This window comes from Dermabacter sp. HSID17554 (assembly GCF_003989295.1).
In the GTDB taxonomy this organism is placed as follows: Bacteria; Actinomycetota; Actinomycetes; order Actinomycetales; family Dermabacteraceae; genus Dermabacter; species Dermabacter vaginalis.
The window spans coordinates 557,965-584,345 of record NZ_RBLW01000001.1; the positions used below are offsets into that span (position 1 = coordinate 557,965).

Sequence of the window (26,381 nt, forward strand, 5' to 3'; positions counted from 1 at the left end):
CCGGGACTTAGCCGAGATCCGCGATCGCGCGGCGCACTCTCTTATCCGAAACCGTGTACCTGGTTCCAAGCTGTTGGGCAAAGAAAGATACGCGTAGCTCCTCGAGCATCCACGGGATCTTGCGCGCCTCCTCACTCTCGAGCACTTCGGCCGAGAGCTTGTGTTTCGCCTTGTCGAACATGCCCTTGAGGTCCTCGAGCTGCCACGCGAGTTGCGCATCGCGCGCGGGGTTGTCCTGCATTTTCTCGACTCTGTGGAGGTCAGCTTTGAGGTAGCGGGGGATCTCGGGGACGATGTGCGCGGGCGTACGCGAGATAAAGCGCCCGGAGGTGAGCGAGTCGGCATGTTCACGGATCTGCGTGAGCTGCTGAAGCACAGCGAGACTCGAGACCTTCGAGACGGCACGCTGGAGTTTCGCGTGCACCGCGAGGGCATCGATCGCGGCGAGCACGAGCGTGCGCGAAAGCTCCGCATGCGCGGAGCTCGTGGCCTCCACGAGACCATCAAACTCAGCCTTCGTGAAAACGAGGCCCTTGCTTTCGGTGTGTGAAATGAGCTCCGCTGTCGCCGCAAGCGAGGCGTCCGCAAGAAGCGCCTTCGCGCTCCCATAGCTCGATTGCGAGATCGCGAGCTTCGTGGGGTTCGGGAGCGAGGAAAGCACCTGCGCCGAATCGGAGCCGAGCGCCTCCGTCACGAGGTGCGTCACGGCACGCACGTGCTCCCGTCGCTGATCCAGAGCGGTGGGCATCGCCGTGAGATCAACGCTCACCTTGCCGCCCTCCTCACGCAGCTTGAGCGCGGGATACACGACGACGTTGAGGCCGCCCTGCCGATTGCGCTTCGTGGGCGGAATCTCGAAGTCGGGAAAGCCCTCGAGGTCACGATCACCGAAGGACTCCGCCTGGCGCGCTGCGCTCGATTCAACGCGCGCGCGGTGCTTTTTCTTGAGCGCGTCAAGATCGTCGCCCGAGCCGATCTCTCGACCCCGGTCATCGCGTACAGAAAAATGCATGCGCAAGTGCGCGGGAAGCTTCGTCACCTCGAACTCGTCGCCATAGAGCGGGAGATCATCTGGCACTCCGGGGAGCGCTACGAGCTCGTCAGCAACGGCTTCGACGAACCTTTCGCCGGTGTTCGGGTCGTCCTCGCGAAGAACCTGGGCGACAGCGCGCGCTTTATCGGGGGCGGGGATGAGGTGGCGCCGGATCGGCTTCGGAAGTGTGCGAATGAGCTCCGCGATTTTTTCCTCGCGCATGCCTGGCACGAGCCAGTCGAAACCTTTTGCCTCAAGCCTGCCGAGCACAGCGAGGGGAACGAGCGCCGTCACGCCATCCTTCACAGTTCCCTTCGTGGACGGCCGGGAAGCGTCGGAACTCTCTCGAGCCGAAGGCTCGAACGCGTACCGAAGCGCGAGCGTAATATCCCCCTGCACCCACGTGTCCGGGAACCCCGCGGCGTGCTCCTCCGCATCGTCTTCGAGCAGAATGTCGCGCGTGAGATGCAAGAGTTCGGGGGTCTCGTGGCGCTGCTTTTTCCACCACGCATCGAAGTGCCGCCCACTCGTCACCTTCGCAGGGATGCGCGCGTCATAAAACTCGAACAGTGCGGCGTCGCCCGCGATGAGGTCTCTGCGCCTCGCCTTGTTCTCGAGTTCCTCGAGCTCCTCGATGAGTCGCACATTGTCGCGAAAGAAGTGGTGGCGCGTGCTCCACTGTCCCTCGATCAGGGCATGCTGAATGAAAATCTCGCGCGAAAGCTCGGGATCGATGCGACCATAGGCCACGGCCCGGCGCGCGATGATCGGCACGCCGTAGAGGGTCGCTTTCTCGTAGGCCATCGCGCTCGCCTTCTTGGAACTCCAGTGCGGCTCGGAGTAGGAGCGTTTCAGCACGTGGGCGCCCACGTCCTCGATCCACGCGGGATCGATCTTCGCGGCGGTGCGCGCGAACAGGCGTGAAGTCTCCACGAGCTCGGCGGCCATGACGTAGTCGTGACGTTTCTTGGCGATCGCGCTCCCTGGCCACACGACGAAGCGGGAGTTGCGCGCACCCTGATAGTCACGCGTGCGCTCATCGTAGAGCCCCACGTGGCTGAGGAGCCCCGCCAGCAAACTCTGGTGGATGCTCGCCTCGCTCGCCGGGTTGTCCGACGGTCGCAGCACCACATCGCGGCACATGTCTTTGAGCTGTGCGTGCAGGTCCCACCATTCGCGGATGCGCACGTAGTGCAGATACTCGCTCTTGACCTCGCGTTTAAAAGCTGAGTTCGAGAGCTCCTTACGGCGCTCGCTCAGGTGGCGCCACAGCTTGAGGTAGGTGAGGAAGTCGCTTGTCTCATGCGTGAAACGCGCGTGCAGCTGATCCGCGTGCGCTTTCTTTTCGAGGGGGCGTTCGCGCGGATCCTGAATCGAGAGGGCAGCAACAATGACGAGAACCTCGCGGAGTGCGCCGCGCTTATCGGCCTCGAGCAGCATGCGCGCCATGCGTGGGTCGAGCGGGAAACGTGAGATTTGTTCACCAATGTGGGTGAGGGTGCGGCCTCCGGGCGCGTTTTTCTCGGGTCGAATCGCACCGAGTTCTTCGAGAAGGCGCACGCCATCACGCACCGCACGTTTATCGGGGGCTTCGACGAACTCGAAGCTCTCGATGTCGCCGAGGCCGAGAGCGGTCATCTGCAGGACGACGCTTGCAAGGGCCGTACGGAGAATCTCGGGCTCGGTGAACTCGGGGCGCGTGTCGAAATCCTGCTCGGAGTAGAGGCGAATCGCTATGCCGGGGCTCGTGCGGCCCGAGCGGCCGGAGCGCTGCTTGGCGCTCGCCTGGCTGATCGGCTCGATCGGAAGGCGCTGGACCTTCGTGCGCTGCGAGTAGCGGGAGATGCGCGCGAGCCCCGAATCGACGACGTATTTAATGCCCGGAACGGTGAGGGAGGTTTCCGCGACGTTTGTCGCGAGGACGATCCGACGGCGGCCGTTTTTCGGCGGGCTAAAAATCTTCTGCTGATCCTGCTCGGAGAGGCGGCCGAATAGGGGAAGAACGTCGGTGCGGCTCGCGGCCCCTCCGCGTTTTCTGAGGTGTGCCTCGAGTTCTTCCCCGACCTCGCGAATTTCGCGCTCACCGGGGAGGAACACGAGGATGTCGCCCGGCCCTTCAGCGATAAGTTCATCGCATGCGTCGGTGATGGCCTCGGTGAGGTCGCGCTCCTCGCTGCGGAGGTCGGCGAGGTCTCCCTCTTCTTCAACCTCGGGCTCGAGCACGAGCGGTCGATAACGGATCTCCACCGGATAGGTGCGGCCCGACACCTCGATAATGGGGGCGGGGTGCAGGTCACCCGCGCGGTCCTTCTTCCCGAAGAACTCGGCGAAACGTTCGGGGTCGATTGTCGCCGAGGTGATGATGATTTTGAGGTCCAGGCGGCGGCGAGCGATGCGTTTGAGGTAGCCGAGGAGCATATCGATCGTGAGGCTGCGCTCGTGGGCCTCGTCGATGATGATCGCGTCGTACTTCTTCAGCTGCCGGTCGCCGTGAATCTCTGAGAGCAGGATGCCGTCGGTCATGACCTTGAGGCGCGTGGATTCGGCGGTGTTTTTCGTGAACCGCACCTGGTATCCGACGGCTCCCTCGCCGAGTTTTTCGCCGAGTTCGTGAGCGATGCGGCTTGCGACACTTCGGGCGGCGATTCTTCGGGGTTGGGTGTGCCCGATCATGCGGCCGCGGGCTCCGTAACCGAGCTCGAGCAGCATTTTTGGCAGCTGTGTTGTTTTGCCCGAGCCCGTCTCCCCTGCGACGATCACGATTTGGTTGTCGCGGATCGCACGCTGGATCTCCTCGCGCTGCTGCGAGACGGGAAGGTCAGCGGGATAAGTGATCGCGAGGCGCGGCTCTCCTTCGCGAGGGAGGGCGCCAGAGTTCTCGTTCCTGGGGCTCATATCCCCTCTATCGTAGTCACCGCGCGCCCGTTGCCGTCCGTGCGAGTGGACACAAGCGTTCCATAGGCAACATTCGAGACCGCGCATCCGAGTCTCGTTCAGCAGCACGCCCCTACGATTGAGTCGCATCCTTACCGAACAGAGAGGTTCTTATGAAAGCCCTTCGCAAGGCTGCCCCCCAGAAGGGGCTCGAAATCGTTGACATCCCGGAGCCACAGGTCGGCCCGAACGATGTCAAGGTGCGTGTCATGCGCGCCGGTATCTGCGGCACCGACCTCCATATCCTCGAGTGGGACGCTTCGGCCCAGGACATGTGCGATTCCGTTCCGTTTACGCCCGGCCACGAGTTCTACGGCGAAGTCACCGAGATTGGCGAGGACGTCGTGGACGTGCGTGTGGGCGATCGCATTTCTGGCGAGGGCCACGTGGTGTGCGGGATCTGTCGCAACTGCCGCGCGGGCCGCCGCCACATGTGCATTCGCACCCGCTCGATCGGGGTGCAGCGCGATGGCGCCTTCGCCGAATACGTGGTGATTCCCCAGCAGAACGTATGGGTGCACCACCGCGACGGCGGCGAAGAAGTCATCACCCCGGAGCTCGGTGCGATCTTCGATCCGCTTGGCAACGCCGTGCACACGACCCTGAAGTTCCCCATCGTGGGCGAGGACGTTCTCATCACGGGTGCTGGCCCCATCGGTCTCATGTGCGCCGCGGTGGCCCGCCACGCCGGTGCACGCTACATCGCGATCACTGACGTCAAGGATCATCGCCTTGCAATGGCGAAGGAGATGGGCACCGACGCCCAGATCGACGTCTCGACAACGAGCGTCCGCGATATTCAGGCCTCGCTCGGAATGCGCGAGGGTTTTGACGTTGGGCTCGAAATCTCGGGCCAAGCGAGTGCGCTGCAGGACATGATCGACAACATGAACCACGGCGGCAAAATTTCCATGCTCGGCCTGCCCTCCAAGCAGTTCGAGATCAACTGGACGACCGTGGTGACACGCATGCTCACCCTTCAGGGCATCTACGGGCGCGAAATGTTCGAGACGTGGAATGCCATGAATGCCATGGTGCGCACGTCGAAGGTTCTTCGCGAACGCGTGCTCTCGACGGTGACCGACGTTCTGCCCGCCGAGAAGTGGGAGGATGCTTACGCGCTCGCGCGCTCAGGCGAAGCTGGCAAGATCGTTCTCGACTGGGAAAACATTTAAGGAGTATCGATGTACACGAGCATGAAAGACGAGCTGACCGCGGAACTCAACGCCATCCGTGAGGCCGGAACCTTTAAGAACGAGCGCCCGATTCTCACCCCACAGTCGAACGAGGTCTCGGCATCCTCGGCCCGAGGCGAAGAGGGCCGCGAGGTTCTGAACTTCTGCGCGAACAACTACCTCGGCCTCGCCGATCACCCCGAGCTTATTGCCGCCGCGAAGCGCGCGCTTGACGAGCGCGGCTTTGGCATGGCGAGCGTGCGCTTTATTTGCGGCACGCAGGATCGCCACCTCGTGCTCGAGGAGAAGCTCAGCGAGTTCCTCGGAACCGACGACACGATCCTGTTCTCGTCTTGCTTCGATGCGAACGGCGGCGTTTTCGAGTCGCTTTTCACCAAGGACGACGCCATCATCTCCGATGAGCTCAACCACGCGAGCCTCATCGATGGCATCCGCCTGTCGAAGGCCGCCAGGTACCGCTACAAGAACGCTGACATGGACGATCTTCGCGCCCAGCTCGAGGCCGCGAAGGGCGCGCGCCGCACCGTCATCGTGACCGACGGCGTGTTCTCCATGGACGGCTACCTCGCTCCGCTCGATAAGATCTGCGATCTCGCCGATGAGTTCGGCGCACTCGTGCTCGTGGACGATTCGCACGCCGTGGGCTTCATGGGCGAGACGGGTGCGGGCACGCCCGAGCACTTCGGCGTCTCCGATCGCGTGGATATTTACACGGGCACGTTCGGCAAGGCCCTTGGCGGCGCGAGCGGCGGCTATGTGTCGGCGCATCAGGAGATCATTGATGTTCTGCGCCAACGCGCGAGGCCGTACCTCTTCTCGAACTCGCTCGCCCCCGCGATCGTCGAGGCGACGATTACCGCGCTCGACCTCGTGAAGAACTCGGGTGAGCTTCGCGCGAAGCTGTTCGAGAATGCGGAACATTTCCGCAGCGCAATGGGCGAGGCTGGCTTTGAGCTTCTCGACGGCGAGCACGCGATTGTTCCCGTGATGTTCGGTGACGCCGCCCTCGCGGGCCGTATCGCGGACCGCATGCTCGAGCACGGCGTGTATGTCACGGCGTTCAGCTACCCGGTTGTGCCGAAGGAGAAGGCGCGCATCCGCGTGCAGCTCTCGGCCGCGCACACAAGCGAGGACATCGACCGTGCTGTCGCGGCGTTCGTCGCGGCCCGCGACGCGGAAAACTGACCCTCCCCCCTGGATTGCATAGGGGTTGTGGGGGTTTGGCCCCCGGGCATCCCCGGATAGCGGAAGGCCCGGCAGTAATGCCGGGCCTTCCTCATGTCGGTAGCAGCGACTCAGGAGTCGCACCTTCCTACGCCGCCTTCACCGCGACTCAGTGCTCGTCGTAGTGACCGTCGTGCTCCGCGTGGCGGTGACCGTCGTGGACGTAGTCCACATGGTCCTCGTGCTGCACGGCTTCGTGGCCGCAATCTTCGCCGTGCTGGTGATCCGCAACGGTGTGCTCAGCCTGCGGCTGGTGCTCATCGTAGTGGTCGCCGTGCTCGGCGTGCAGGTGGCCATCGTGCTTGTAGTCCACGTGGTCGCCGTGCTGGACAGCCTCGTGGCCGCAGCCCGCGCCGTGGGTGTGTTCGGTAGGGGTGTGTTCAGCTTTGTGATCAGTCATGGCGTTCTCCTTCTTGTGTGTGCGCCAGGGTGTCGTGGATGACGTGAGCGACGTGGGCGTCGACGATGGAGTATCGCGTCGCTTTGCCTTCACGTTCCCCCTTCACCACGTGCACCTCGCGAAGTTTCGCGAGGTGCTGGGACACGAGCGGTTGCGAAAAACCCGTGCACTCCACGAGCTCCGTTACCGTGCACGCATGATCGGCAAGGTGCAGCACAATTTCGAGGCGTGCCGGGTTGCCGAGCGCCTTGAAAACGCGTGCTGCGTGGTCGATCTGCGAGCTGTCTCCCATGGCACAAGCCAACCACAATCATTCAGGTATTGCAATACCTTTATTTTTGGGAACTATTCCCACCCTCACTCGCACACTCACGCCGCAATGAGCGCGCACACGCCGACGGCAATTCCCGCCCACGCCGCGGCCCAGAGCACCGAGGCGAAGGTGCCAATAATGAAAAGCTCCCCCACGCGGGCCGCCTCGCGCCCCTCTTTTTCGGCGCGAAGCTCCGGGTAACGCCCAAGCCCCTTCACGGCAAGAACGACCGCAATGCCGGCCGGGAAGCCCGCGACGATCGACACGTAAACAGCGAGCCTTTCGAGAATGCCGATCCAGCGCCCACCCGGCAGCTCTTTTTGCGCGCTCGCAAGCGAACCTCGCACACCCTCCTCGCGCACTCCACCGCCATCAATACGGCGCAAAAGCGCGCGAATCACCCAGTTCCCGGCGACAGCCCCGCAGGCGCACAGCACTAGCGTGATCGCAACCCAGATCGCTTTCACCGCTCCCGAAAACACCCCCGATTTAGCTCTCCGCTACATTCTTCACGAATTAAGCTATGGTCTACATATGGCATCAATGAAGGCCCACACTTACGCCGTCGCCGTCATCGGCGACATCGTCGACTCCCGCAGCCACGACCGCACGGCGCTCCACCGCGCCCTCACAACGGCTCTTGCCGCACTCAGCGAACACGGGATCGAACCCCTTCACCCTACCGTTGGCGACGAGATTCAAGGCATCTTCGCCACGCACGGCGAAGCACTTCGCCCGGCCCATCTCCTCCGCCTCCGCCTGCGCGAAAGCGACTACGACATCCGCTTCGGCATCGGCGCGGGCGAGATCCGCATCGTCGATCGCGAAAGCGGCATCCAAGACGGCCCCGCCTGGTGGGCAGCACGCGACGCTCTCAACCACACCGAAGAGCTCGCCAGCACCCCCGGTTGGGCGGGCGTCCGCACGGGCCTCGGCCTTAGCACAACGCACAAGGAGGGGTCCGACGCTAGCCATGCGACCGTCGGAACCTCACCTTCGCACGAGCCTCACGCGCCCCAAATCACGGCACTCTGCCACCTCATCGACGCCCACATCAGCGCCCTCAACCCGAGCACATGCGTAACCCTCCGGGGACTCCTCGAGGGCGAATCGAACGTCGAGACCGCCGAGCGGCTCAGCATCTCCCCGAGTGCCAACACGCAACGCGTCAACCGGCACGCTCTGCGTCCCCTCGCGGAGGCGATACGCGCAACCTGGTCGTAAAGCTCGCTCCTAGAGAACCCGCACCATGATGAGGCACGGCGACTGCTCACCCCATAGATCCGTCTCCTCGAGCGGAATGAAATCGAGCGCTTCGTAGAACTTTCTCGTGGCCGCATACCCTTCATCAGGATGCGAAGCACCGAGAGTCTTGACTTGGAAAAGCCTCACGCCACGCTCGCGGCAATGCTCAGCAACCGCCTCGACAAGCGCCGCACCAATCCCGGACGACCTGAACTCCCGCTCGACCGCGATAAAGAAGAGGTCGGCGGCGCGATCAAAGTGATAGTCCACGAGAGCCACACCTCGAACGGTTCCACCCCCATCGCGAACGGTCCACGTTTCTTTCGAGCGCGCCGCTTCTACGTACTCGGCGTTAGCCTCGGCAATGCCGAACCACTCCGGAAGGGTGTCAATTGTGCGCGAGACATCTTCAGGAACCTGAGAGTCGAGGCGCGCTTTCCATTTTCCGTTCCTCATCTGTTCTTCTGCCTTTCAAGGGGTGAACCTTCAAGAAGTTTATTAAACGCGATAAGCGCCACCACGACGCTCGCGGCAGACATCGGCAACAAAAAAGCGCCCGCTTCACGAAGAAGCGGGCGCCACAGTGGTTGTCCCTACTCAACTTTGGATACAAGGCCCAGGTGGGTGCAGGAAACGGCGGGGTAGGTGCACTCATCGGGTCGGTGGGTGCACTCGTCATTCCGACCATCGTTCACACCCTATCGTCCTCGTTTGACTCACCGCTCACTGTCGGCTCAAGTGGCTCATCCTAGGCCAAGCGAGCGTCCGTAACATTTGAGGTGTTGGCGTTGTGCCTGTGGTTGTTTTAGTGGGGAGACGTCGATGGTCTCGGTTAATCGCATCCAGCATCTGGTTCTGCAATGGCTCGCTTCCGGGGAGGGTGATCCTCCAAACGAGGAGTGGAAGCTTTCAGCGAGGGCGCTCGAGACACGAAAGCTCGTGACAGTGAGCCGTAAGTCGGGAAAGTTCGTCGCGTCAGTGACCCAGGCGGGTCGAACCTACCTGCAGGAGCATCCTTCTCCCCCGGAGCCGAAGTCTCCACGACAAGTTTCGAGCACGATACCGCCTGCCCGCGTTTCAGTTCCTTTTGAGCCACTGCCATCGTCGCCACCGCCACCGCCACCGTCACCGTCACCGCCAGTGAACCGGCGTTCTCGGAAGCGTCATCCGGCGGTGCGTTCGCTCTCAAAGCACCGCGGTGCCCTTCCGCGTGATCGTGAGGCTCAACAGCGTGCGATCGACGCGGCCGATGCGCTGGTGGATGCTGCACTCGAGGCGGGGTTCACGCTTGACGGTCACGAGCAACCCTCGAAGAGCCCTATCAATGGCGGCAGTCCTTTTACGGGGTGCGCTCTAGTGACGATCATTGGTGAGGAGGTGAAGCTGACGGTCACGATCGGTGAGCAGCTCAAGCGGGTTCCTCACGAGCTCACCGATCAGGAGAAGGCTGACAAGGAGCGCCGCGGATACTCGTGGACTCGGCGATACGACTACATCCGAACGGGCATGACGTTCTTCCGCATCAAGGACGGCTACCCCGTGAAGAAGTTTCTCGAAACTGAGCGCAAGCCGCTCATCGACCATGTGCCGGGGTTGATCGCGTTCGTGCAGCGTCAAGAGGTCGAGGCTCGTGAGCGTCGTGAAGCGGCCGAACGCTGGGCGAGAGAGCGAGCGGAGCAGGAAGAACGTGCCCGGATCCTTGCGGCCCGACGCAAAGCCTATGACGTGTGGGAGAAGGCGCTCTCGACAGGATTTGAGGAGTGGGACAGGTTCGAGCGTCTACGGCGGTACATCAATGCACTCGAGGCAGGAACTAGTTCAGTGGAGGCGGGTGAGTTTGTGCGGTGGGCACGTGGCCACATGGAGGCGTTGGATCCACTACGTAATTTCCAGCTCCCCACCACAGAGGTTCCGGACCTGAGCCATGACGAGCGAGCAAGGCATGGGGAATATCGGGAGCCGCCCCGCAGCTATGGTTACGGCTGGTAGTCGTCCACTTCGTCTTTGAAGCAGAGAGTGATGGTGCCGTCTTCTGCGACGGTGGCGTGCTCAACGAGGAGTGCCCAGGCGTCGTCGCTGTACGCGAGTGGCGGGTTGGTGTCGATGAAGTCGCAGATCGCGCGTGCGTGCTCGAGTTTCGCCTTCTTGTCACTGATCTGGGTATCGAGGTCGGCGTGGCGGGTGGCGGCCGTGGTGTAGCGTGCTTCGAGTTCGGCGTATCGCCGGTCGTACTCGTCCGGGTCGATCGGGGTGTGAGCAGCGGTCAAGAGCAGCTGGTCGATGAGGACCGTCACCTCGTGAAGTTGCTGGGTTGCGTGATCGCGCTGCACTTCCAGGTCGCTGGTGTTGAACGCGGTCTGCTCGAGTAGCTCGAATGCCGCACGTGCCCCAGCGTGAGCATCGATACGGGCGGCGAGGGCAGCCACGAACGCTTCTCGGATGTCGGTGTCGGTGACGTGGGGAGTGGCGCACGGGGCGTGTCCGGTGGAGTACTTGTTGTTACACCGCCAGATACGCCGTGAGTATTTGGTGCCCGCGTGCCAGGTTTTCCGGCCGAACACTCCCCCGCACTGGGCGCAGTAGATCATTTTGGTGAACAGGTGGGTGCGTGAGACGTAGTGGCCGGAGCGGTGGCGGATTTCTTACTGGACTCGCTCCCACACCGCGGGGTCGACGATCGGCTCGTGATGACCGGACACGTAGTACTGGGGCACCTCACCCTCGTTCTTCTTCGTTTTCTTGGTGAGGAAGTCGATCGTGAAGGTCTTTTGGATCAGCACGTCACCCTTGTATTTCTCGTTGCGCAGGATCGAGTTGATGGTCGAGACCGACCAGACCTGTTTGCCTTGCGGGGTGGGGACCTCATCGCGGGTGAGGTCGGCGGCGCTTTGGGAGGGGGTGTGCCCGGCGAGGTAGTTGGCGTAGATTCGGCGCACGATCGGAGCCTCGGTCTCGTCGATCACGAGGTCTCCGTCGCTGTTTTTCGTGTAGCCGAGGAGGTTCTTGTAGGAGATGAGGGCTTTACCTTCGGCGAAGCGGCGGCGGTGTCCCCAGGTGACGTTCTCGCTGATCGAGCGGGATTCCTCTTGGGCGAGGGAGCTCATGATGGTGATGAGCAGTTCGCCTTTGGAGTCGAAGGTGTAGATGTTTTCTTTCTCGAAATACACCTCGACACCGGGGAGGTAGCCGGGTTGGGAGGTGACTTTCGTGGCGAAACGGCAGGCGGAGGCCCAGATCCGCTCCACCTCCCAAGCAGAGAGCGGCGGGTCGCATTGGGCGGCTTTGTAATCAAAGGCCTGCCTTGCCGCCTCCGTTTTGCCGAGGCGGACGAGGATGCGTCCGGCGAATTTCGAGAGGGTCGCGTTCCTTGAGCCTTCCCCGATCAGTTGTGTTACCTCGTCCCAGGCCGCGAACACATCGAGGTCATCGGCGGCATCCAGCCACTCATCGAGCAGGCCGTCACGGTCGAAGATTTCGATAGTGGTGGTGGGGTTGCCGTAGATGAACCGTCCCGCATCCACCGCATTGCTATCGAAGAACGGGAACCGAGCAGCGAGAGTCTGCTTCAACCCTGCGTATACGGCAGCGTCGCTCACGGGGTTGATGGGGAAGTAGACGTGGAACCTGGGGCGTGCCGACAAGGAACCTTTGGGTGTGTGGTGGTTGCGGGAGGTGGCGGTCATGAACCCCACCCCGTCCATCACCTCCGCCAACCGCTCGGGGGTGATCCACTCGGCGGGAGAATCGCTGTGGCCGTTATCGATGTCCATCACCACGCAATCCGATGTGATGAACCCGGTCGTGCTGCGCTTGTTCGCGGTGTAGGTGGCGGCGACATGATCGAACCCAGCCACAGCCTTCAGGTCCGTCTCGGTGGTGATCGTGTGGCGGTGCGGATAGATCGTGTTCGATTGAACGCCCGTCACAGTGGCGGCGTAGAGGGTCATGGGTTTCATAGGGCCACCTCCTCGAGGTTCTCGTCGATGTAGCGGATCGGAAGATCGATGGCGTGTGCCCATTGGATCTCTAGGCGCATCCCGGCGGAGACGCGTGGGGTGTAGACCCACATGCCCTCGCAGTGGGAGAGCAGGACGCGGTTGAAGAACATCGCGAGCTCTCGCTCGTCAGGGTCTGTGTCGTCCGTGAACTGCGGGAAGAACAGGTGCGGGGCGAGAGGGATCTTCTTCTCCCCCACCGCTCGCGCACAGATTTCCCGCGCAAGGGCCGTGTTGGCTTCGGTGTCTCCGGAGTAGGGTGAGCAGATGTAGACCAAGGGCCGGTAGCCGAACTCGGCTCGCTGAACCCTCTTCAACGCCTGGTACGCGGTCAGGTCCGCGTAGCCTTCCTTGTTGCGGACCGGGATCCCCACGTCCGCCCACGCTGGTAATGCCACGAGGCGCTCCTTATCTGAGGGCTCAAATCGGTGACACATACCCACGCGCATCAGGCACGCAAGCAGGAGCCCTCTACTGTGAGGGCTCCAAGCAGGCACGATTTATAACCCCGCACCCCGGTTCACCTGCTGGGATGGGACAGTGATCGGCGGCAACGCCAGTCCACGAAAGTCCCCACTTCTGACGCGACATGGATTTACAATTGACCTATGGGTAAGCAGTACGGCTATTTCGAATGGGACGATAGCGTTGGCGAGCCCGGTCGACGGAGCGACGGTTCGCTTCACCAGAACCTCTACAACGAAGACCGGGAGCTGGCTGGGCACGCTCGTTTCGTTCCCGTCGATGAGCCGTCAGACGTTCACATCGACGCTGGATTCGAGAACACATTTGTCACCTCCGACTCCCGCCGCGATTCTGAGGAATCGGATGAGTTGGCCGAGGCCATCGGACAAGCTCTTGCCGCGCTGGCGCTCGTAGGTATGGCGAAGGCTGCACCTCATGTCAAAAAGTGGTGGGACGAGCAGGCACGTCCGGCTGTCAGTCGCCAAGCCAAAAAGATTCGCTCCATCGGACGCAAGAAGAAGCCAGAAACTGGGGCAGTCGAACCCACCGAACTGCAGCCTGAAGTTGAGATTGCCCACCAGCAGGTCATGTCTCGAGAAGAGGCAATGTCGCGTCTTATCGCTGCCCTGGCAGCGCGTGCATTCAGCGATGACCAGCTGCGAATAGTCAAGTCGTCGCGTATCGTCGATGTCGGTGATTTCGCGCAAATTGAACAGGCGGTCGCTCAGATCCCAGCAGCGCAGCTTCAGGCGCTGATTGTGGAGATGGTGAAGAACCCCGGACTTCTAGAGGACAGCTCACTCGCCAACCTAGCAAGTATGCTCCACTCAAGGGCTCAGCTCCCCGAGCTAATTCCGGACCCTATTCGTCGCGCCGACACTACCGCCTAGTCTTTGCGGTAGTAGTCGCATTCGAACCCGTCCGCCTCCAGCGGTAGCCCCTCGGCCCAGTCGGGGACCGTGGCCATGACAGCGCAGATCTCCTCTACCGTGGTGGGGTTGTCGTGTGGGTGGTCGATGATGACTTCGTCGTGGACGTGCATGACGATCTCGTGCCCAGCATGTTCGAGGGTGCGGATCGCGTGGGTGAGGATGTCGCGGGCGATGGCTTGGACGATGTTCTCGGTGAGCTTCCCACCATAGGTCTCGAGCTGCATCCATTTGCGGTTTGTGCCGAGGCCCCAGTAGGTGATGGAGGTGCCGCCGAACCTGTTCTCCCCCAGCCCGGGTTTCACGTAGGCCAGGCACCTGCCCGAGGGAAGCTGAATGAACAACATACCCCCTCACATGTGAAGCGCAGGTTTCGTAGTCGCACGGGGCGACCGGTGGTGATTGCCGTGATTGCTGCGTGTTCAATGTCGGCCCAGAGCATGACGATCCTGGGGTTTGCTGCCCGCCACGCATCCACAATCGGCTTCAACTCGGATTCTTGGAGGCCCATGGTGAGGGCGCCCATCGCCGTCAATGCTCCGACCGAGCCGCCATAGCCACACGCCAGGACCGCGTTTTTGCCTTTCTGGCGGAGGTCAGCGTTGGGGCCGTGTTTGCCGACCGGGACGCCGAACATGCGCGAGGCAGTCTCACAGTAGAGATCCTTCCCGGCTCTGAAAGCTTCAAGGGTGGCGTGTTCGCGTGCGAGCCAGGCGATGACACGTGCTTCGATCGCGTTAAAGTCCGCCACCACAAACCGACGCCCAGGGCTCGGAATGAACGCGGTGCGCACGAGCTGGGAGAGCGTGTCAGCAACCGACGGGTAGAGCAACTCGAGCGCGTCCCCATCACCGACGCGGACGAGGTCGCGCGCGGTGTCGAGGTCGGGGAGATAGTTCCTTGGGAGGTTCTGCACCTGGATCAAGCGTCCGGCGAACCTGCCGGTGCGGCCCGCCCCGTAGAACTGAATGAGCCCGCGCGCCCGCCCATCAGCCCCAGCGGCGCACTGCATCGCCTGGTACTTCTTCACGCTCGATTTAGAGAGCTCCCCACGCAACTCAAGCACCTCACGCACTTTCCCGGTCGCGGTCTCGAGCGCGGTGCTGACGTCGGCTTTAGCCAGGGAGGCAATGTCGCAGCCATTGGTGGTGAGCCAGGTTTTGAGTTGAGCGGGCGAGTTGGGGTTCTCCAGCCCGGTGAGGGTGGTGGCGCGGGCTAGAAGGCTCTCGCGGTGCTGGGTGTCGATGGTGACGGCGCTGCTCACGAGGGTGTGGTCGAGGAGGATGCCGCGGTCGTTGATCCGCTGATCCACGGCATAGTTCACCCACTCCCCCTCCGGCACCGGGTGCTTGGCAAGGCGGGCGTGGATCGCGGTTTCCACCTCGACATCTCGGGCGTTGTAGGCGGTGAAAGCATTCCACCCGGCCGGATCCGACTCAGGCAGATTCCGCTGGCCGTGGGTGTTGGGGGTGCAGAAGTGGCGGATGAGGGCACGGCCTCGAGTATCTTTCACCACTGGCAGGCTCAGCACCTTGGCGATGTCGTCGAGAGCGAGGGGCAGGCCGAGGTAGGCGGCCCACACCATCGTGCACCGCCACTGCCCCGGATCCAAGAACACACCCTCCTCGAGAAGATGCGGGTAGTAGCGGTGGAGGTGAGTGGTGAGGCAGACGCGTTCAAAGGCCGCGTTGTGGGCCTCTTTCACCACGCCCGGATCCACCAGCGCTTCGGCAATCTCGTCCGGCACTGCTTCACCCTGTGCGAGGTCAATGACGGTTGGTGGCTGGTGGTCGATGGAGTAGCCAAACAGCAACACCTCGAACTCGGCTCCTTGTAAGCACATGGCCGTTCATCGGCCTCGACCACCCATACCTACCCCACAAAAGACATGCATCAACACACAAGAAACCCCCGCATCCCGCGCCTTACCTGGTAAAACGCGGAACACGAGGGGTTCTGTGTGCACTCACAACCTTGTATCCAAAGTTGAGTGGCAATGGTGGAGCCGGCGGGAATCGAACCCGCGTCCGATAGTGCGAAGCCAGGGCTTCTCCGGGCGCAGTCCGCGAAATCGTTTTCTCAGCCCCAGCGCTCACACGGACACGTCGCTGACAGACTCAGTCACTCTAAAGTGTTCACCCAACCCCGGTGACCAGGGTTGGTAGCAGTGGCCCTCTAGATGATGGACAGGTCAGGTCGAAGGCAATCCCTGACGGTCCAGACTGCTATCGCTGATCAGGCAGCGAGAGCGAAGTCAGTGCGCTTAGGTTCGGCACTTATTGTTTTCCAGGGAGCGTTAGCGAGATAACCCTGGATCCTCGGCCCGCTTCCCCTCGCTGGACAACTACCGTCGAAACCGATCGACCCCGTATCGGGTGGCAACGCCCCAAAAGCGGGACGTGCCAGATAATCTGCACCCGCTCTTGCGGGTGGGATGCGTGCCTGATTCGCACACCCTATTCGATTATCAAAAACTCGTGCACCAATGAGTGCAGTAGTTCAGTATACAGCCCTCAACGCGCAACACCAAGGCCTTATTCCCGGCGAGCAACCGTCGGACCCGCTTTCCTGCCGCCCGTCCAGGACGGGCGGGAGCGTGCGACGCTAGCTGAGCATCTCGCGCCGCCTCATCGCACGCTGTGCCTCGCGAGCATCCTGCTTCTCGCGCAAGGTCTGGCGCTTATCCCACTCCTTCTTACCGCGTGCGAGGGCGATCTCCACCTTCGCATGCGAGCCGAGGAAGTAGATCGAGAGCGGAATGATCGTGTAGCCCTTTTCGCGAGTTTTATTCATGAGCTTCAGAATCTCGCGCTTATGCAGCAAGAGCTTGCGCTTGCGACGTGCAGCGTGATTCGTCCACGTACCCCGCACGTACGGGGCGATGTGCACGGCATCCATCCACACTTCGCCGTTGTCGATATAGCAGTAGCCATCAACGAGAGACGCGCCGCGCTCGCGCAGCGACTTCACCTCGGTGCCCTGGAGGACCACGCCAGCTTCCCACGTCGCATCGATGTGGTAGTCGTGGCGCGCCTTTTTATTCGAGGCGATGAGCTGCTTTTTTCGCTCCGGCGCTACGGGCGCCTGCTTCTTTCCGGCCTTCGTGGCCACGTTCATCCCTCCACACCTGCTGACACATTGACCGCCTAGTATCCCACAAATTTGCGGGGGTCGAGCGCCGTACCATCGAGGTGCGTCTCGAAATGCAGGTGGCAGCCAGTCGAAGCTCCCGTGGAGCCGACGTAACCCACGGTCTGCCCAGCCTCGATCCGCTGACCGGCAGAGACCGCGAACCCCTGAAGGTGGTGATAGGAAGTCGTGAGGATCTGACCGTTATGCAGGCCATGGCTCACGATGACCTTGTTGCCGGCGCCGCTGTTGTGAGTCGTCGCAAGGACCTTCCCCGCAGCCATCGCCCCCACGGGAGTCCCGCATGCCGCCGCATAATCCATACCCTTGTGGAGTTTGCGCGTGTGGTACACGGGGTGGAACCTGTAGCCAAACATCGAGCTGCGACGGGCCGAAACCGGATCACGGAATTTTCCAGACGACGCTCCACCAGAAGAACCACCTGAGGACTTCGGCGGCGAAACCTTGCGTGGTTTGCGACGCTCGCGCTTTGCCCGGCGCTCTTCAGCCTCGCGAGCCTCACGGGCCTTCCGCTCCGCTTCGCGCTGGCGAGCGAGCTCCTCCTGGCGCTCTTTTTCGATAAGACGCTGAATATCCGTCTCGAGCGCGCTTGATTGCGATTCGAGTTCCGACTCGCTCGCGCGATACTTTTCTTTGAGCGTTTCGAGAGTGGCCGCCTGCGTTTTTTGCGAAGCGTAGAGATCGTCGAGATCCTTCTTCGCTTGTGCCGCTTCGCTTTCGGCCTTGCGTCGTTCGGCCACCGCTATCGCTGACTTCTTTTTAAGATCCTCGATCTCGGCCCGGATGGCTTCGAGACGGTCCGCCGAGTTCACGTTCATCGCCTGCTGGCCACGCAAATCCGTGAGCTTCGCGCCCTGTGCCTGAAGCGTAAGCCGGTAGTTCATCGTTCGATCGACGGCATCCTGCGGATTTTCCGCATTCAAAAAAATCGACGCGGGATTCGGGGCACCCGTGCCCTTGTACGCCTCGATCGAGGCACGCGAGACGTCTTCGTTCGACTGCGAGATTTTATGTTCGCCGCTTTCGACCGCTTGGCGGATCTCGCGTTCTTCCGCCTCGGCGTCCTTGAGGCGCGCCGCCTGGCGTGCGTCCTCGGCTTTTGCAGCCTCGAGAGCTGAACGTGCCGAGTCGAGGCGCGCTTGCGCATCGGGAATTCGTGCCTCGGTTTCTGCGAGTGAAAGGTAGGCGTCAGCGAGCTCCGTATCGACTTCGTTGAGATCTTCGCGAAGTGATGCGAGTTTTTCGTCGACGCTCTTCTTTTCTTTCTTTTTATCGTCGATACCATCGGCGAGAACGCTCTCGCCCGAGAGTGCACCCGATGTGGTGAGGCCCAGCACAGCCGCGAACGACGCGCCTTTCACGAGTGTGCGCCGAGAAAGAAACGGCTTCTTTCTCTCATCATTTGGCATATCGAGAACCTGCCTAAACCTTCAAATAACGATTGAGCGAAACGACGGACGAGCCTACGGCGAGAATAGCACCGAGAGCGAGGAGAATCGGCCCCACCCATAGAAGGTCTGCCATCGACATCCGAATAAGATCAGAGCCAAGAGCCGGCTCGAGCCACCCCTCGACAAGGTATTTGATCGCGAAAGAAAGCACGCCGGTGGCGAGGGCGCCACCGATCAGCGCGGCAACCGCCCCCTCGAGAAGGAAAGGCAAACGAATGAAAATGTTGCTTGCACCAACAAGACGCATGATCGCGATCTCTCGCCTCCGGTTCGCGACCGACATGCGGATCGTTGTGGCAACAAGCAACACGGCGGCGACGAGCATGACGGCTGCAAGGGAAATCGCAAAGACGGTGGATTGATTGAGAATCTTAATGAAGGGCGCGTACACCGCGAGCAGATCCGAGACATCGTCGATGCCGTCGCGCCCTCGGAAAAAGTCGACGACCGCACTTGAGCGCTTTGCATCGGCGAGCGTGATGTGGAAACTCACCGGCATGTCCTCGGCCGTGAAATCCTGAGCGAAACTCTCCCCACCGAACTGGGAGCGATATACCTCGAGAGCTTCCTCTTGCGAGCGCTCATCCACGGTCGCAATGTACGGCCCCAAAACATCGCCTTCGAGGGCCTCGCGGACCTCAGCGATCTGGGCGTCCGTCGCCGCTCCCCCGGCACACGACGTCGCGGTGGAATGCGGCGAACACATGTAGACGCTAATTTGCGAGTTCTTCACGAGGATGTCTTGAAGCGCGACAATCTGCTTCTGCATGAGAAGCCCCGCTCCCACGAACGTGAGCGAAACCGCGGTCACAATCACGACGGAAATCACCATCGCAATGTTGCGACGAAGCCCGCCAAAGCTTTCCTTAATGATGTATCGCAGCCTCATGCGATCTCGCCCTCCTCACGCTCATCCGTTTCCTCAAAGGCGCGATCAAGGTCTCCCATGCGCTCGCCTTCGCTCGCGCTTTCATCAAAACGCTCATATGCCACGTCAGAAGCGCGTGCGCTTCCTCCGGGGAAGGGTGCCGACGCTTGCCGCTCCCCCGCCGCTTCGCCATCGGGTACCGCTCCCGAGATCACACTTTCATCTGCGGCCCCGCGATAGTGGCCGCGCACTTCATCGCGAACAACATGGCCATCCACAAGTTCGACAACGCGCTTACTCAAGCGATTCACCGCTTTTTCATCATGGGTGGCCATGAGCACGGTCGTGCCACGCTCATTGATATCGGCGAGAATATCCATGATGCCCTTTGCCGTCTCCGGGTCAAGGTTGCCCGTGGGTTCATCGGCAAGAAGTATCGTGGGTCGATTCACGTAGGCGCGCGCGATTGCGACGCGCTGCTGCTCACCACCGGAAAGCTCGTGGGGCAGTCGTTGACCTTTGCCTTCAAGGCCGACCATGTCGAGAACCTCAGGCACGAGCTTCTTCACCACACTGCGTGGGGTGCCGATGACTTGCAGCGCGAACTCCACATTCTCAAAAGCAGTTTTTGTGGGCAGCAAACGAAAATCCTGGAACACCATACCGATCTCGCGGCGAAGGCGCGGAACCTTCCAGCTCGATAGCCGCGAAAGGTCCTTGCCCGCCACAAAGATCGAGCCCGACGTAGGGTTCGTTTCCTTAAGGATGAGGCGCAGCATCGTGGACTTCCCTGAGCCCGACGCCCCCACGAGAAACGCGAACTCGCCACGCTCAAATTCGAGTGACAGGTCAGCAAGCGCGGGAACGCTCTTACGCTGATACGTCTTCGTCACGTGCTCGAAACGAATCACAAGTTCATCCCATCTGGGCGGGTCGACAGCACCCCTCGAAACGTCCGCGGGCGTGGCGAGGGCCAGTACGCGACCACACTAACGAGACCGCGCCTCAAATCGGCGGATTCACCCCGGTCACTCGGGTCACGTTTTGCTCAAGAATTCGTCAAGGACGTGAGAGGCGGTGTGCGAACGTGTGAAGCAGTGTGAGCTCGGCAAGCGTCGGACCCGGTGTTACGGCGATGCGCCCACCCCGGCGGGGCGGACTAATCCTCCAGGCGGGACTGCTCCACGCGCCAGCGGATGCCCGCCTCGATAAACCCATCAATGTTGCCGTCGAACACCGAACTCGGGTTGCCTTCGGAGTACTCGGTTCGCAGATCCTTGACCATCTGGTACGGATTCAGCACGTACGAGCGCATTTGGTCGCCCCAGCTCGCCTTGATATCTCCCGCAAGCTCCTTGCGCTTGGCGTCTTCTTCTTGCTTCTTGAGGAGCAAAAGGCGCGACTGGAGAACACGCAACGCGGCAGCACGGTTTTGAATCTGGGACTTCTCGTCCTGCATCGACACCACAATGCCAGTGGGAATGTGAGTCATACGCACGGCCGAGTCCGTCGTGTTCACGCTCTGGCCGCCGGGACCAGAGGAACGGAACACGTCGATCTTGAGTTCGTTCTCGGGGATCTCAATGCTGTCGGTCGTCTCGATCAACGGGATCACCTCGACCGCCGCGAATGAGGTTTGGCGGCGCCCCTGATTATCGAACGGGGAAATGCGCACGAGGCGGTGCGTACCGCCCTCGACGCTGAGCGTTCCATAGGCGTAGGGCGCACTCACCTCGAACGTGACGGACTTAAGGCCAGCTTCTTCCGCATAGGAAGTATCCATCACCTTCGTGGGATAACCCTTGTGTTCGGCCCATCGCAGATACATGCGCAAAAGCATCTCGGCAAAGTCTGCGGCATCCACGCCGCCGGCACCCGCGCGGATCGTCACGACGGCGTTTCGTTGGTCGTATTCACCACTCAGCATCGTGCGAACCTCAAGTTCGTCGAGGGCCTTACGGATAGAGGCGAGCTCAGTTTCGGCATCCTCGGCCAGCTGCGCATCGCCCTCTTCCTCGCCAAGCTCGACCATGACCTCGAGGTCGTCAATGCGACTCGACAGCTCGCTGACACGACGCTTCTCCGCCTGCGCATGCGAGAGGTCGGACGTGACTTTCTGAGCCGCCTCTGGGTCATCCCACAGATCAGGGGCGGCCGCCTGCTTCTCGAGGTCGGCGATCCTAGCGGTCAGCGCATCAAGATCGGTCACCTTCTCGATCGATTCGAGGGTCGAGCGAAGGTGGGGAATTTCAGCAGAAAAATCAGAACTCACAAAAATCCACTCTACGCTACAAGGACCTCGCGGGGCAGGGACGCGGTGGTGAGGGCATGCGCCAATGCGGCATGCTCCACAACCTCGCCGCCCCTCCAGTCAGTGTGCGTGGGCCGACGATTGCACGCGCACGACAAGCGGAGAATCAAGTGCTCGAGAGATCCAGCCCACGAGGGGTGGATGAAGGCGCGCTTCGAGTGTAATCGTGACCTCACCGCTCGGCGCGAGGGAGAGCGAGGCGATGTGCATATCGCTCACACGCGAAAACTGATGAGGATACGACGCAAGGTACGCCTGAGCGCGTTCGCGCGCTTCCTCCTCGGTGGGCGTGCGCGGATCACCCGATGCGCCATAGAGTGTGTTTTCGCTCGTGGCTCCCGCAGCATGGAGCGCCGCACCATCGGCCACGAACTGGGCACGATTACGGTCAATCTCCACTCCAGTCACCGCAATACCGAAAGCGATCACCATGAGCACCACAACACTCACGCCAATCGTCAGGACGCTGGCGTTCCCGCGCTCTGCGCCAAGGAGCGCTGCACCATGTTTGTGTCTCACCGAGCATTCCCTTCCGAGATCAGCGCGTGACGCCCCGTCACGCCGACGATCGATGAGTCGATCCCGACTACGCCGAGACCCGGAATCGGCACTGCGATACTTACCTCAACCGACACGGCTTCTCCCGCTACCGGGCATGTGGCTGCGGGGCATGCCACGGATATCTCTGCCGGATCGACGTCCACCCCGTAATCGCGCTCAACCTCAGCAATGATGCGCCCAATCCGTTCCTCACGACCTTCCGCAAGTTCCTGCACCGAATACACGCGCGCGATCTGGCGCGCGAGGGTATCGGCCGCAAAGGTCGCCGACTGCATCGAGGCGCACGTGAGCAAGAGGTACACGAGCGGGATGAGAAGGACCACCGACAGGCCAGTGAACTCCACGATCGAGTTTCCGGAGGCGTCCTTGAGGCGGCACGCGACTTTTCTCGCTACCGCCTTCACCCTAGAGCGCATCTTCATTAACTGCGTGTCCCACAACGCGTAGTGCGTTGCTCGGCCCGAGGAAACCGATGAGCGGCAAGTCCGCATGGATCTCCACTTCGATGACTCCAACTCCTTCACGGGCCTCGACGTAGACGTCCCCTAGTTGAGGGAAGCGGGCCGAGGCCAACTCTGCGGCTCGAGCGCTGCCATCATTCGCATCGTTCCCCAGCAGCGCGCCGTGGTACGCCGACTGCACAGCGATATCCGTGAGCCCATTGCGTACGTGAAGGAAGAGCGCAAGCTGGAGGAGGCTCAAACCAAGCGCCACGATGAGCGCCGAGATGAGAGGAAACTCCACGACGGCATTGCCGCGCTCCTCGCGCACGCGCGCCCAAAGGCGCCGTACACGTCTCTTCACGCTACTCGGTGAACTGGCTCATGGCCTGGTTGAACAGGCCTACGAGGGCGTCGGAAGCCACGGCCCACAGCGCCACGACAATACCCGCGGTCATGAGGGTAATGAGGACCCACCCGGGAACGTCGCCGCGGTCTGAGGCAAAGCGCTCACGCGCTGCGACGAGAGCGCGAACCCCCGCGCGAACTACGCGTTCGCGCAGCCCCGAGTGAGTGGTCGCGTTGTCAACGAGGGTCGAACGGTTGATGGACATGAAGTTCTCCTTAGGTGAAGAGAGGATGGGTGAGCAATATCGGGTCATGGAGGTCAAAGCCCCACTTGTAGTGCGGTGATTCCGGGGAACACCGCAAACACGATGACAAGCGGCATGAGGAGAAAGACGACGGGCATCAGCATGTACACCTCCCGCCGCCCGGCACTTTCCATGAGGGTCCGCTTCGAGAGCTCGCGAGCATCCTGCGCCTGTGCGCGCATGACGTCCGCGAGCGGGGTGCCTCTTTCGAGGGCGACGGCGATGGTCTCTGCAAAACGCGAGACGGAATCTAGTGGCGAGCGGGTGCCGAGGTTCATGAGGGCGTCCTCAAGCGTGGAACCTGCGCGAATTTCAAAGACGGCGATAGCGAGTTCACGCGAGAGTTCCCCGCGAGAGGTGCGCGCGACTCGCTCCATTGCGGCGATGGGCCCCTCCCCCGCGGAGATAGCGAGCGCGAGAAGATCAGCGACGGTGGGGAACTCGCGGGCCATCGCTTGCTTGCGCGACGTAATCGCGCTCGTGAGGAGGTAATCACGCATGAGGGGCGCGGTGACGGTCGCGATCACGACAAGTGCGAGAAGGGCGATAAGCGGTGCCCGGCCGAGGGCGAAGAGCCCCATGCCGAGCGCAGCGCTCGCGACGAACGCGATAATCGCCCACGTCAGCTGCTGCACGCGAAAATCGCGATAGTTGAGTCGACCGCCCGCGAGCGCAAGCCGCTTCTCGATTTCCCTCTGGCTTCCAAAGGTGCGTGCTGCGAAGGCACGCGCCTTCACGAGAAACGGGCCGAGGTTTGTGTCGATCACGGGATGCACACGCCTCCCATGATCGAGGAAACCGAGCGCTCCGCGAGCCTTCCCTTGCTTCACGTACGGGGCGATGCGCGCCTCGACCGAACGGGGCCTTCTCCACGGGTTTTCAAGGATCACAAGGGCGATCCCGAGCCCAAATAGTGCTCCGAGCGCACATCCGAGCAGGATGATCGTGAAAGTGTTGTCGCGGATGCTCATTCGCGTAGCACCCTCTCGTCCTGGGGTAAACGCGCAAACGTGAGCATGAGCCGATAGGCAAAGAAGGATACGGCCGCACCGACAATAATGAGCATTCCGCCTGCGGCCGTGTCGTAGGCCTCGGCTGCTTCGGGCCGCAGGATCATGAGACCGAGAACGACCCATGGCGCGATGAGCGCAAGCTTTGCTCCGTTGACCGTCCAACTTTGACGTGCTTCAAGTTCGGAGCGCACGCGCGCATCCTCACGAAGGAACGAGGAAAGTGTACGAAGCAGCGTGCCAAGATCGGTGCCGCCAACGTCGCGCGTGATGCGAAGCGCTTCGATAATGCGGTCGGCAACGGGGTCACTCAAGCGCTCCTTGAGCCGGTCGAGGCTATAGGAAAAATCTCCAGTCGCGTGGTATTCACGGGCAAACTCGCCAAAGGGCGAGCGCAGCTGCTCGGGCCCGCGCTCGGCAAGTTGAGCAAGCGATTCCGGTAGCGAGAGACCAGCGCGGACGGCCGATCCCACGAGGTCGATCACTTCCGGCCATACCTCACGGAGGTTTTCTTGCCGTCGCCGTGCGAGTGTGCGAAGCGCCCATGCCGGCAGAAAAAATGCGCCCGCGCCCGCCGCAGCGCTCGGAATCATGGCTGTGCTGATACCGAGCGTCAGGATGAAAACTAGGCCCGCGAGCACCACGGAAGCGAGAAGGAGGTGAAGCGGGCGCGCGCTCGCAAGCCCGATTCTCGCGAAATCATCGCGAATCCTCTGTTCGAAACGGGTTCGTGAACCGCTCCGCCCGGCCCTTCGTGCCTCGCGCGGCCAATAGGCCGACCAGATCGTCACGACGCCAAGGCCGAAAAGGGCCCCGGTGGCGAACCCCGGAATCATCGCTCGCCCCCAAGGAGTGTGGAGAGCGAAAAGCCGGCGCGTTCAAATCGCTCGGGGTGGGGCGGGTACGCCTCTCCCCGGCATAAACGCCCGCGCCGCCACTCAAATACGTGCCCGAGTTCCACCACAGAATCTTCAACGCGACCCGGGACAGCGACGATCTCACGCACGCGACGCGTGCCGTCATGAAGATGATCGAGGTGGACAACGAGGTCGATCGCATTGGCAACCGTGGGAGTGACGAACGAGCTGCTAACGTTCTCCCCCGCGAGCAACGGAAGCGTGCACAGCTTCGCAATTGTGTCGCGCGCAGAGTTCGAGTGGATCGTGGCCATGCCCGGTAAGCCACTGTTGAGGGCAATGAGCATATCGAGAGACTCGGCTTCACGAACCTCGCCCACGATGATGCGGCTAGGCCTCATACGCAGCGCTTCCTTCACGAGTCGCCGCATGCTGATCTCGCCGACGCCTTCAAGATTTGGTTGCCGGCACTGCATTCCCACGACATCCCGAGCCCGGATATCGAGTTCGAAAACCTCTTCGATCGTCACGACCCGCTCGCGCGGGTAAACGGCCGAGCCTAAGCAGTTCACCATCGTGGTTTTTCCTGAGCCCACGCTCCCGGACACGATGATATTGAGGCCCGCTTTCACACTCGCATCGAGTACATCGGCGGCCTGCTGGGTCAGGGATCCGAGTGCAACGAGATCCGAGAGAGAGTGTGCCTTCGAGATGAACTTTCGAATGTTGACCGACCAGTGCCTGCGCGTGACATTGGGAATCACGGCGTGCAGGCGAGCCCCGCTCGGTAAAAGCGCGTCAACGAAAGGAGTGCTGAGGTCGAGGCGCCTACCTGTTTGAGCGAGCATTCGCTCGACGAGTCCGCGCACTTCAGCAGCCGAGAGCACGAGCGGCGTAAGCTCGCTGACCCCGTTCCGGTGAACGAAAATTTCGCTCGGCGAGTTGATCCAGATTTCTTCGATTTCCGGATCGTCGAGGAAGGCTTGGAGGGCGCCGAAACCGCCGATGCGCGTGGCTACCTCGCCGACTGCGGCGTCGCGGTCACGCAGGGGTGGAACTTCGCCTCGCGTAGCTTTTGCATCGTACTGCGCCACCACGTGTGCGATGAGGTCATCGAGAGATGACGAGGATGCATCGAGCCCTTGCGCACGGATCGCTTGCCGGGCCTCAGCCTCAATGATCCCGAGTGCGTCCCGCATAGGCGCTTCCCCCTTAGTGATCGTGGCGCCCGCCTTGGCCGCCACCTCGACTCCCATCCCCCAGGGAGCGTTCTGTCATCTTTCTACCAGAGTATGGAAGTGGGCGAAACGCTGTTCGCGAATTGTGGATAACTAGTCTTTTGTTTT

General features: G+C 61.7%; 27 protein-coding genes, 1 other RNA gene and 1 pseudogene. 5 read left to right on the top strand and 24 right to left on the bottom strand.

Going from position 1 to position 26,381, the window contains the following annotated elements; translation table 11 throughout:
- Positions 1 to 7: 7 nt before the first annotated feature.
- Positions 8 to 3,928 carry an ATP-dependent RNA helicase HrpA gene (gene hrpA, locus D8M36_RS02590; RefSeq protein ID WP_126846475.1) on the bottom strand — a complete coding sequence of 1,307 codons (3,921 nt, stop codon included), beginning with the start codon at positions 3,926 to 3,928 and terminating at the stop codon, positions 8 to 10.
- A 152-nt stretch (positions 3,929 to 4,080) separates the two neighbouring features.
- Between hrpA and tdh the strand changes: the two genes are divergently transcribed.
- Both tdh and D8M36_RS02600 read left to right on the top strand, forming a co-directional pair.
- Positions 4,081 to 5,142 (top strand): L-threonine 3-dehydrogenase, encoded by a 1,062-nt coding sequence (gene tdh / locus D8M36_RS02595; protein WP_126846476.1) that lies wholly within the window; start codon positions 4,081 to 4,083, stop codon positions 5,140 to 5,142.
- A 9-nt stretch (positions 5,143 to 5,151) separates the two neighbouring features.
- Complete coding sequence (locus D8M36_RS02600; RefSeq protein WP_126846478.1) at positions 5,152 to 6,348, top strand: glycine C-acetyltransferase; 1,197 nt, start codon at positions 5,152 to 5,154, stop codon at positions 6,346 to 6,348.
- A gap of 148 nt (positions 6,349 to 6,496) precedes the next feature.
- Here D8M36_RS02600 and D8M36_RS02605 read toward each other — a convergent pair whose 3' ends face one another.
- The 3 genes from D8M36_RS02605 to D8M36_RS02615 all read right to left on the bottom strand — a co-directional run bounded on the left by D8M36_RS02605 (position 6,497) and on the right by D8M36_RS02615 (position 7,567).
- Positions 6,497 to 6,787, bottom strand: a complete 291-nt coding sequence (locus D8M36_RS02605) for a hypothetical protein (RefSeq protein ID WP_065248093.1) — start codon at positions 6,785 to 6,787, stop codon at positions 6,497 to 6,499.
- Positions 6,780 to 7,079, bottom strand: a complete 300-nt coding sequence (locus tag D8M36_RS02610) for an ArsR/SmtB family transcription factor (protein ID WP_126846480.1) — start codon at positions 7,077 to 7,079, stop codon at positions 6,780 to 6,782. The genes D8M36_RS02605 and D8M36_RS02610 overlap by 8 nt, the downstream gene beginning before the upstream one ends.
- 77 nt (positions 7,080 to 7,156) lie before the next feature.
- On the bottom strand, positions 7,157 to 7,567 hold the full coding sequence (locus tag D8M36_RS02615; protein WP_126846665.1) for a hypothetical protein: 411 nt from the start codon (positions 7,565 to 7,567) through the stop codon (positions 7,157 to 7,159).
- A gap of 67 nt (positions 7,568 to 7,634) precedes the next feature.
- On the opposite strand from D8M36_RS02615, the gene D8M36_RS02620 reads away from it, so the two are divergent.
- Positions 7,635 to 8,324 (top strand): SatD family protein, encoded by a 690-nt coding sequence (locus tag D8M36_RS02620; RefSeq protein ID WP_126846482.1) that lies wholly within the window; start codon positions 7,635 to 7,637, stop codon positions 8,322 to 8,324.
- A 9-nt stretch (positions 8,325 to 8,333) separates the two neighbouring features.
- Here the strand turns inward: D8M36_RS02620 and D8M36_RS02625 are convergent, their stop codons facing one another.
- A complete protein-coding gene (locus D8M36_RS02625) occupies positions 8,334 to 8,801 on the bottom strand; it encodes a GNAT family N-acetyltransferase (RefSeq protein ID WP_126846484.1) in 468 nt (155 codons plus the stop codon).
- A 717-nt stretch (positions 8,802 to 9,518) separates the two neighbouring features.
- Between D8M36_RS02625 and D8M36_RS02630 the strand changes: the two genes are divergently transcribed.
- On the top strand, positions 9,519 to 10,334 hold the full coding sequence (locus D8M36_RS02630) for a hypothetical protein (protein ID WP_148110235.1): 816 nt from the start codon (positions 9,519 to 9,521) through the stop codon (positions 10,332 to 10,334).
- Here the strand turns inward: D8M36_RS02630 and D8M36_RS02635 are convergent.
- The 4 genes and pseudogenes from D8M36_RS02635 to D8M36_RS02645 all read right to left on the bottom strand — a co-directional run bounded on the left by D8M36_RS02635 (position 10,322) and on the right by D8M36_RS02645 (position 12,738).
- On the bottom strand, positions 10,322 to 10,771 hold the full coding sequence (locus D8M36_RS02635; protein WP_238638349.1) for a hypothetical protein: 450 nt from the start codon (positions 10,769 to 10,771) through the stop codon (positions 10,322 to 10,324). The two genes, D8M36_RS02630 and D8M36_RS02635, sit on opposite strands and share 13 nt — an antisense overlap.
- Positions 10,772 to 10,933, bottom strand: a pseudogene (locus D8M36_RS10455) (zinc ribbon domain-containing protein); the annotation flags it as partial.
- A gap of 54 nt (positions 10,934 to 10,987) precedes the next feature.
- Positions 10,988 to 12,301: a recombinase family protein gene (locus D8M36_RS02640; RefSeq protein ID WP_126846490.1), complete on the bottom strand. Its 1,314-nt coding sequence runs from the start codon at positions 12,299 to 12,301 to the stop codon at positions 10,988 to 10,990.
- Positions 12,298 to 12,738, bottom strand: coding sequence for a DUF7768 domain-containing protein (locus tag D8M36_RS02645; RefSeq protein ID WP_126846492.1), 441 nt, complete (start codon positions 12,736 to 12,738; stop codon positions 12,298 to 12,300). The genes D8M36_RS02640 and D8M36_RS02645 overlap by 4 nt, the downstream gene beginning before the upstream one ends.
- A gap of 210 nt (positions 12,739 to 12,948) precedes the next feature.
- Between D8M36_RS02645 and D8M36_RS02650 the strand changes: the two genes are divergently transcribed.
- Positions 12,949 to 13,695 carry a hypothetical protein gene (locus D8M36_RS02650; RefSeq protein ID WP_126846494.1) on the top strand — a complete coding sequence of 249 codons (747 nt, stop codon included), beginning with the start codon at positions 12,949 to 12,951 and terminating at the stop codon, positions 13,693 to 13,695.
- Here the strand turns inward: D8M36_RS02650 and D8M36_RS10275 are convergent.
- From D8M36_RS10275 to D8M36_RS02720, 15 genes are all read right to left on the bottom strand, one after another.
- Positions 13,692 to 14,039 carry a hypothetical protein gene (locus D8M36_RS10275; protein WP_238638350.1) on the bottom strand — a complete coding sequence of 116 codons (348 nt, stop codon included), beginning with the start codon at positions 14,037 to 14,039 and terminating at the stop codon, positions 13,692 to 13,694. The two genes, D8M36_RS02650 and D8M36_RS10275, sit on opposite strands and share 4 nt — an antisense overlap.
- Positions 14,036 to 15,577: a DNA polymerase gene (locus D8M36_RS02655; protein ID WP_238638351.1), complete on the bottom strand. Its 1,542-nt coding sequence runs from the start codon at positions 15,575 to 15,577 to the stop codon at positions 14,036 to 14,038. The genes D8M36_RS10275 and D8M36_RS02655 overlap by 4 nt, the downstream gene beginning before the upstream one ends.
- Before the next feature lie 154 nt (positions 15,578 to 15,731).
- Positions 15,732 to 16,102, bottom strand: a transfer-messenger RNA (tmRNA) gene (ssrA, locus tag D8M36_RS02660).
- 236 nt (positions 16,103 to 16,338) lie between these two features.
- Positions 16,339 to 16,845 (bottom strand): SsrA-binding protein SmpB, encoded by a 507-nt coding sequence (smpB, locus tag D8M36_RS02665; RefSeq protein WP_016664971.1) that lies wholly within the window; start codon positions 16,843 to 16,845, stop codon positions 16,339 to 16,341.
- Positions 16,846 to 16,880: 35 nt separating this feature from the next.
- The gene (locus D8M36_RS02670; protein WP_126846496.1) at positions 16,881 to 18,293 is read right to left on the bottom strand and encodes a M23 family metallopeptidase; all 1,413 of its coding nucleotides are present in this window, start codon (positions 18,291 to 18,293) and stop codon (positions 16,881 to 16,883) included.
- A gap of 13 nt (positions 18,294 to 18,306) precedes the next feature.
- Positions 18,307 to 19,224, bottom strand: a complete 918-nt coding sequence (gene ftsX / locus D8M36_RS02675) for a permease-like cell division protein FtsX (protein ID WP_126846498.1) — start codon at positions 19,222 to 19,224, stop codon at positions 18,307 to 18,309.
- Positions 19,221 to 20,114, bottom strand: coding sequence for a cell division ATP-binding protein FtsE (gene ftsE, locus D8M36_RS02680; RefSeq protein WP_126846500.1), 894 nt, complete (start codon positions 20,112 to 20,114; stop codon positions 19,221 to 19,223). The genes ftsX and ftsE overlap by 4 nt, the downstream gene beginning before the upstream one ends.
- Positions 20,115 to 20,362: 248 nt before the next feature.
- Positions 20,363 to 21,475, bottom strand: coding sequence for a peptide chain release factor 2 (prfB, locus tag D8M36_RS02685; protein WP_126846502.1), 1,113 nt, complete (start codon positions 21,473 to 21,475; stop codon positions 20,363 to 20,365).
- Positions 21,476 to 21,574: 99 nt separating this feature from the next.
- Entirely contained in the window at positions 21,575 to 22,033 is a 459-nt protein-coding gene (locus D8M36_RS02690) for a flp pilus-assembly TadE/G-like family protein (RefSeq protein ID WP_126846503.1), read from the bottom strand.
- A complete protein-coding gene (locus D8M36_RS02695; RefSeq protein ID WP_150332969.1) occupies positions 22,030 to 22,497 on the bottom strand; it encodes a hypothetical protein in 468 nt (155 codons plus the stop codon). Before D8M36_RS02695 ends, D8M36_RS02690 begins: the two co-directional genes overlap by 4 nt.
- Positions 22,481 to 22,879: a pilus assembly protein gene (locus tag D8M36_RS02700; RefSeq protein WP_161970188.1), complete on the bottom strand. Its 399-nt coding sequence runs from the start codon at positions 22,877 to 22,879 to the stop codon at positions 22,481 to 22,483. The genes D8M36_RS02695 and D8M36_RS02700 overlap by 17 nt, the downstream gene beginning before the upstream one ends.
- 1 nt (position 22,880) lies before the next feature.
- On the bottom strand, positions 22,881 to 23,129 hold the full coding sequence (locus D8M36_RS02705; protein WP_223845773.1) for a hypothetical protein: 249 nt from the start codon (positions 23,127 to 23,129) through the stop codon (positions 22,881 to 22,883).
- A gap of 53 nt (positions 23,130 to 23,182) precedes the next feature.
- Positions 23,183 to 24,139, bottom strand: coding sequence for a type II secretion system F family protein (locus tag D8M36_RS02710; RefSeq protein ID WP_126846509.1), 957 nt, complete (start codon positions 24,137 to 24,139; stop codon positions 23,183 to 23,185).
- Positions 24,136 to 25,014: a type II secretion system F family protein gene (locus D8M36_RS02715; RefSeq protein WP_065248106.1), complete on the bottom strand. Its 879-nt coding sequence runs from the start codon at positions 25,012 to 25,014 to the stop codon at positions 24,136 to 24,138. Before D8M36_RS02715 ends, D8M36_RS02710 begins: the two co-directional genes overlap by 4 nt.
- Positions 25,011 to 26,234: a CpaF family protein gene (locus D8M36_RS02720; RefSeq protein WP_126846511.1), complete on the bottom strand. Its 1,224-nt coding sequence runs from the start codon at positions 26,232 to 26,234 to the stop codon at positions 25,011 to 25,013. Before D8M36_RS02720 ends, D8M36_RS02715 begins: the two co-directional genes overlap by 4 nt.
- Positions 26,235 to 26,381: the final 147 nt, after the last annotated feature.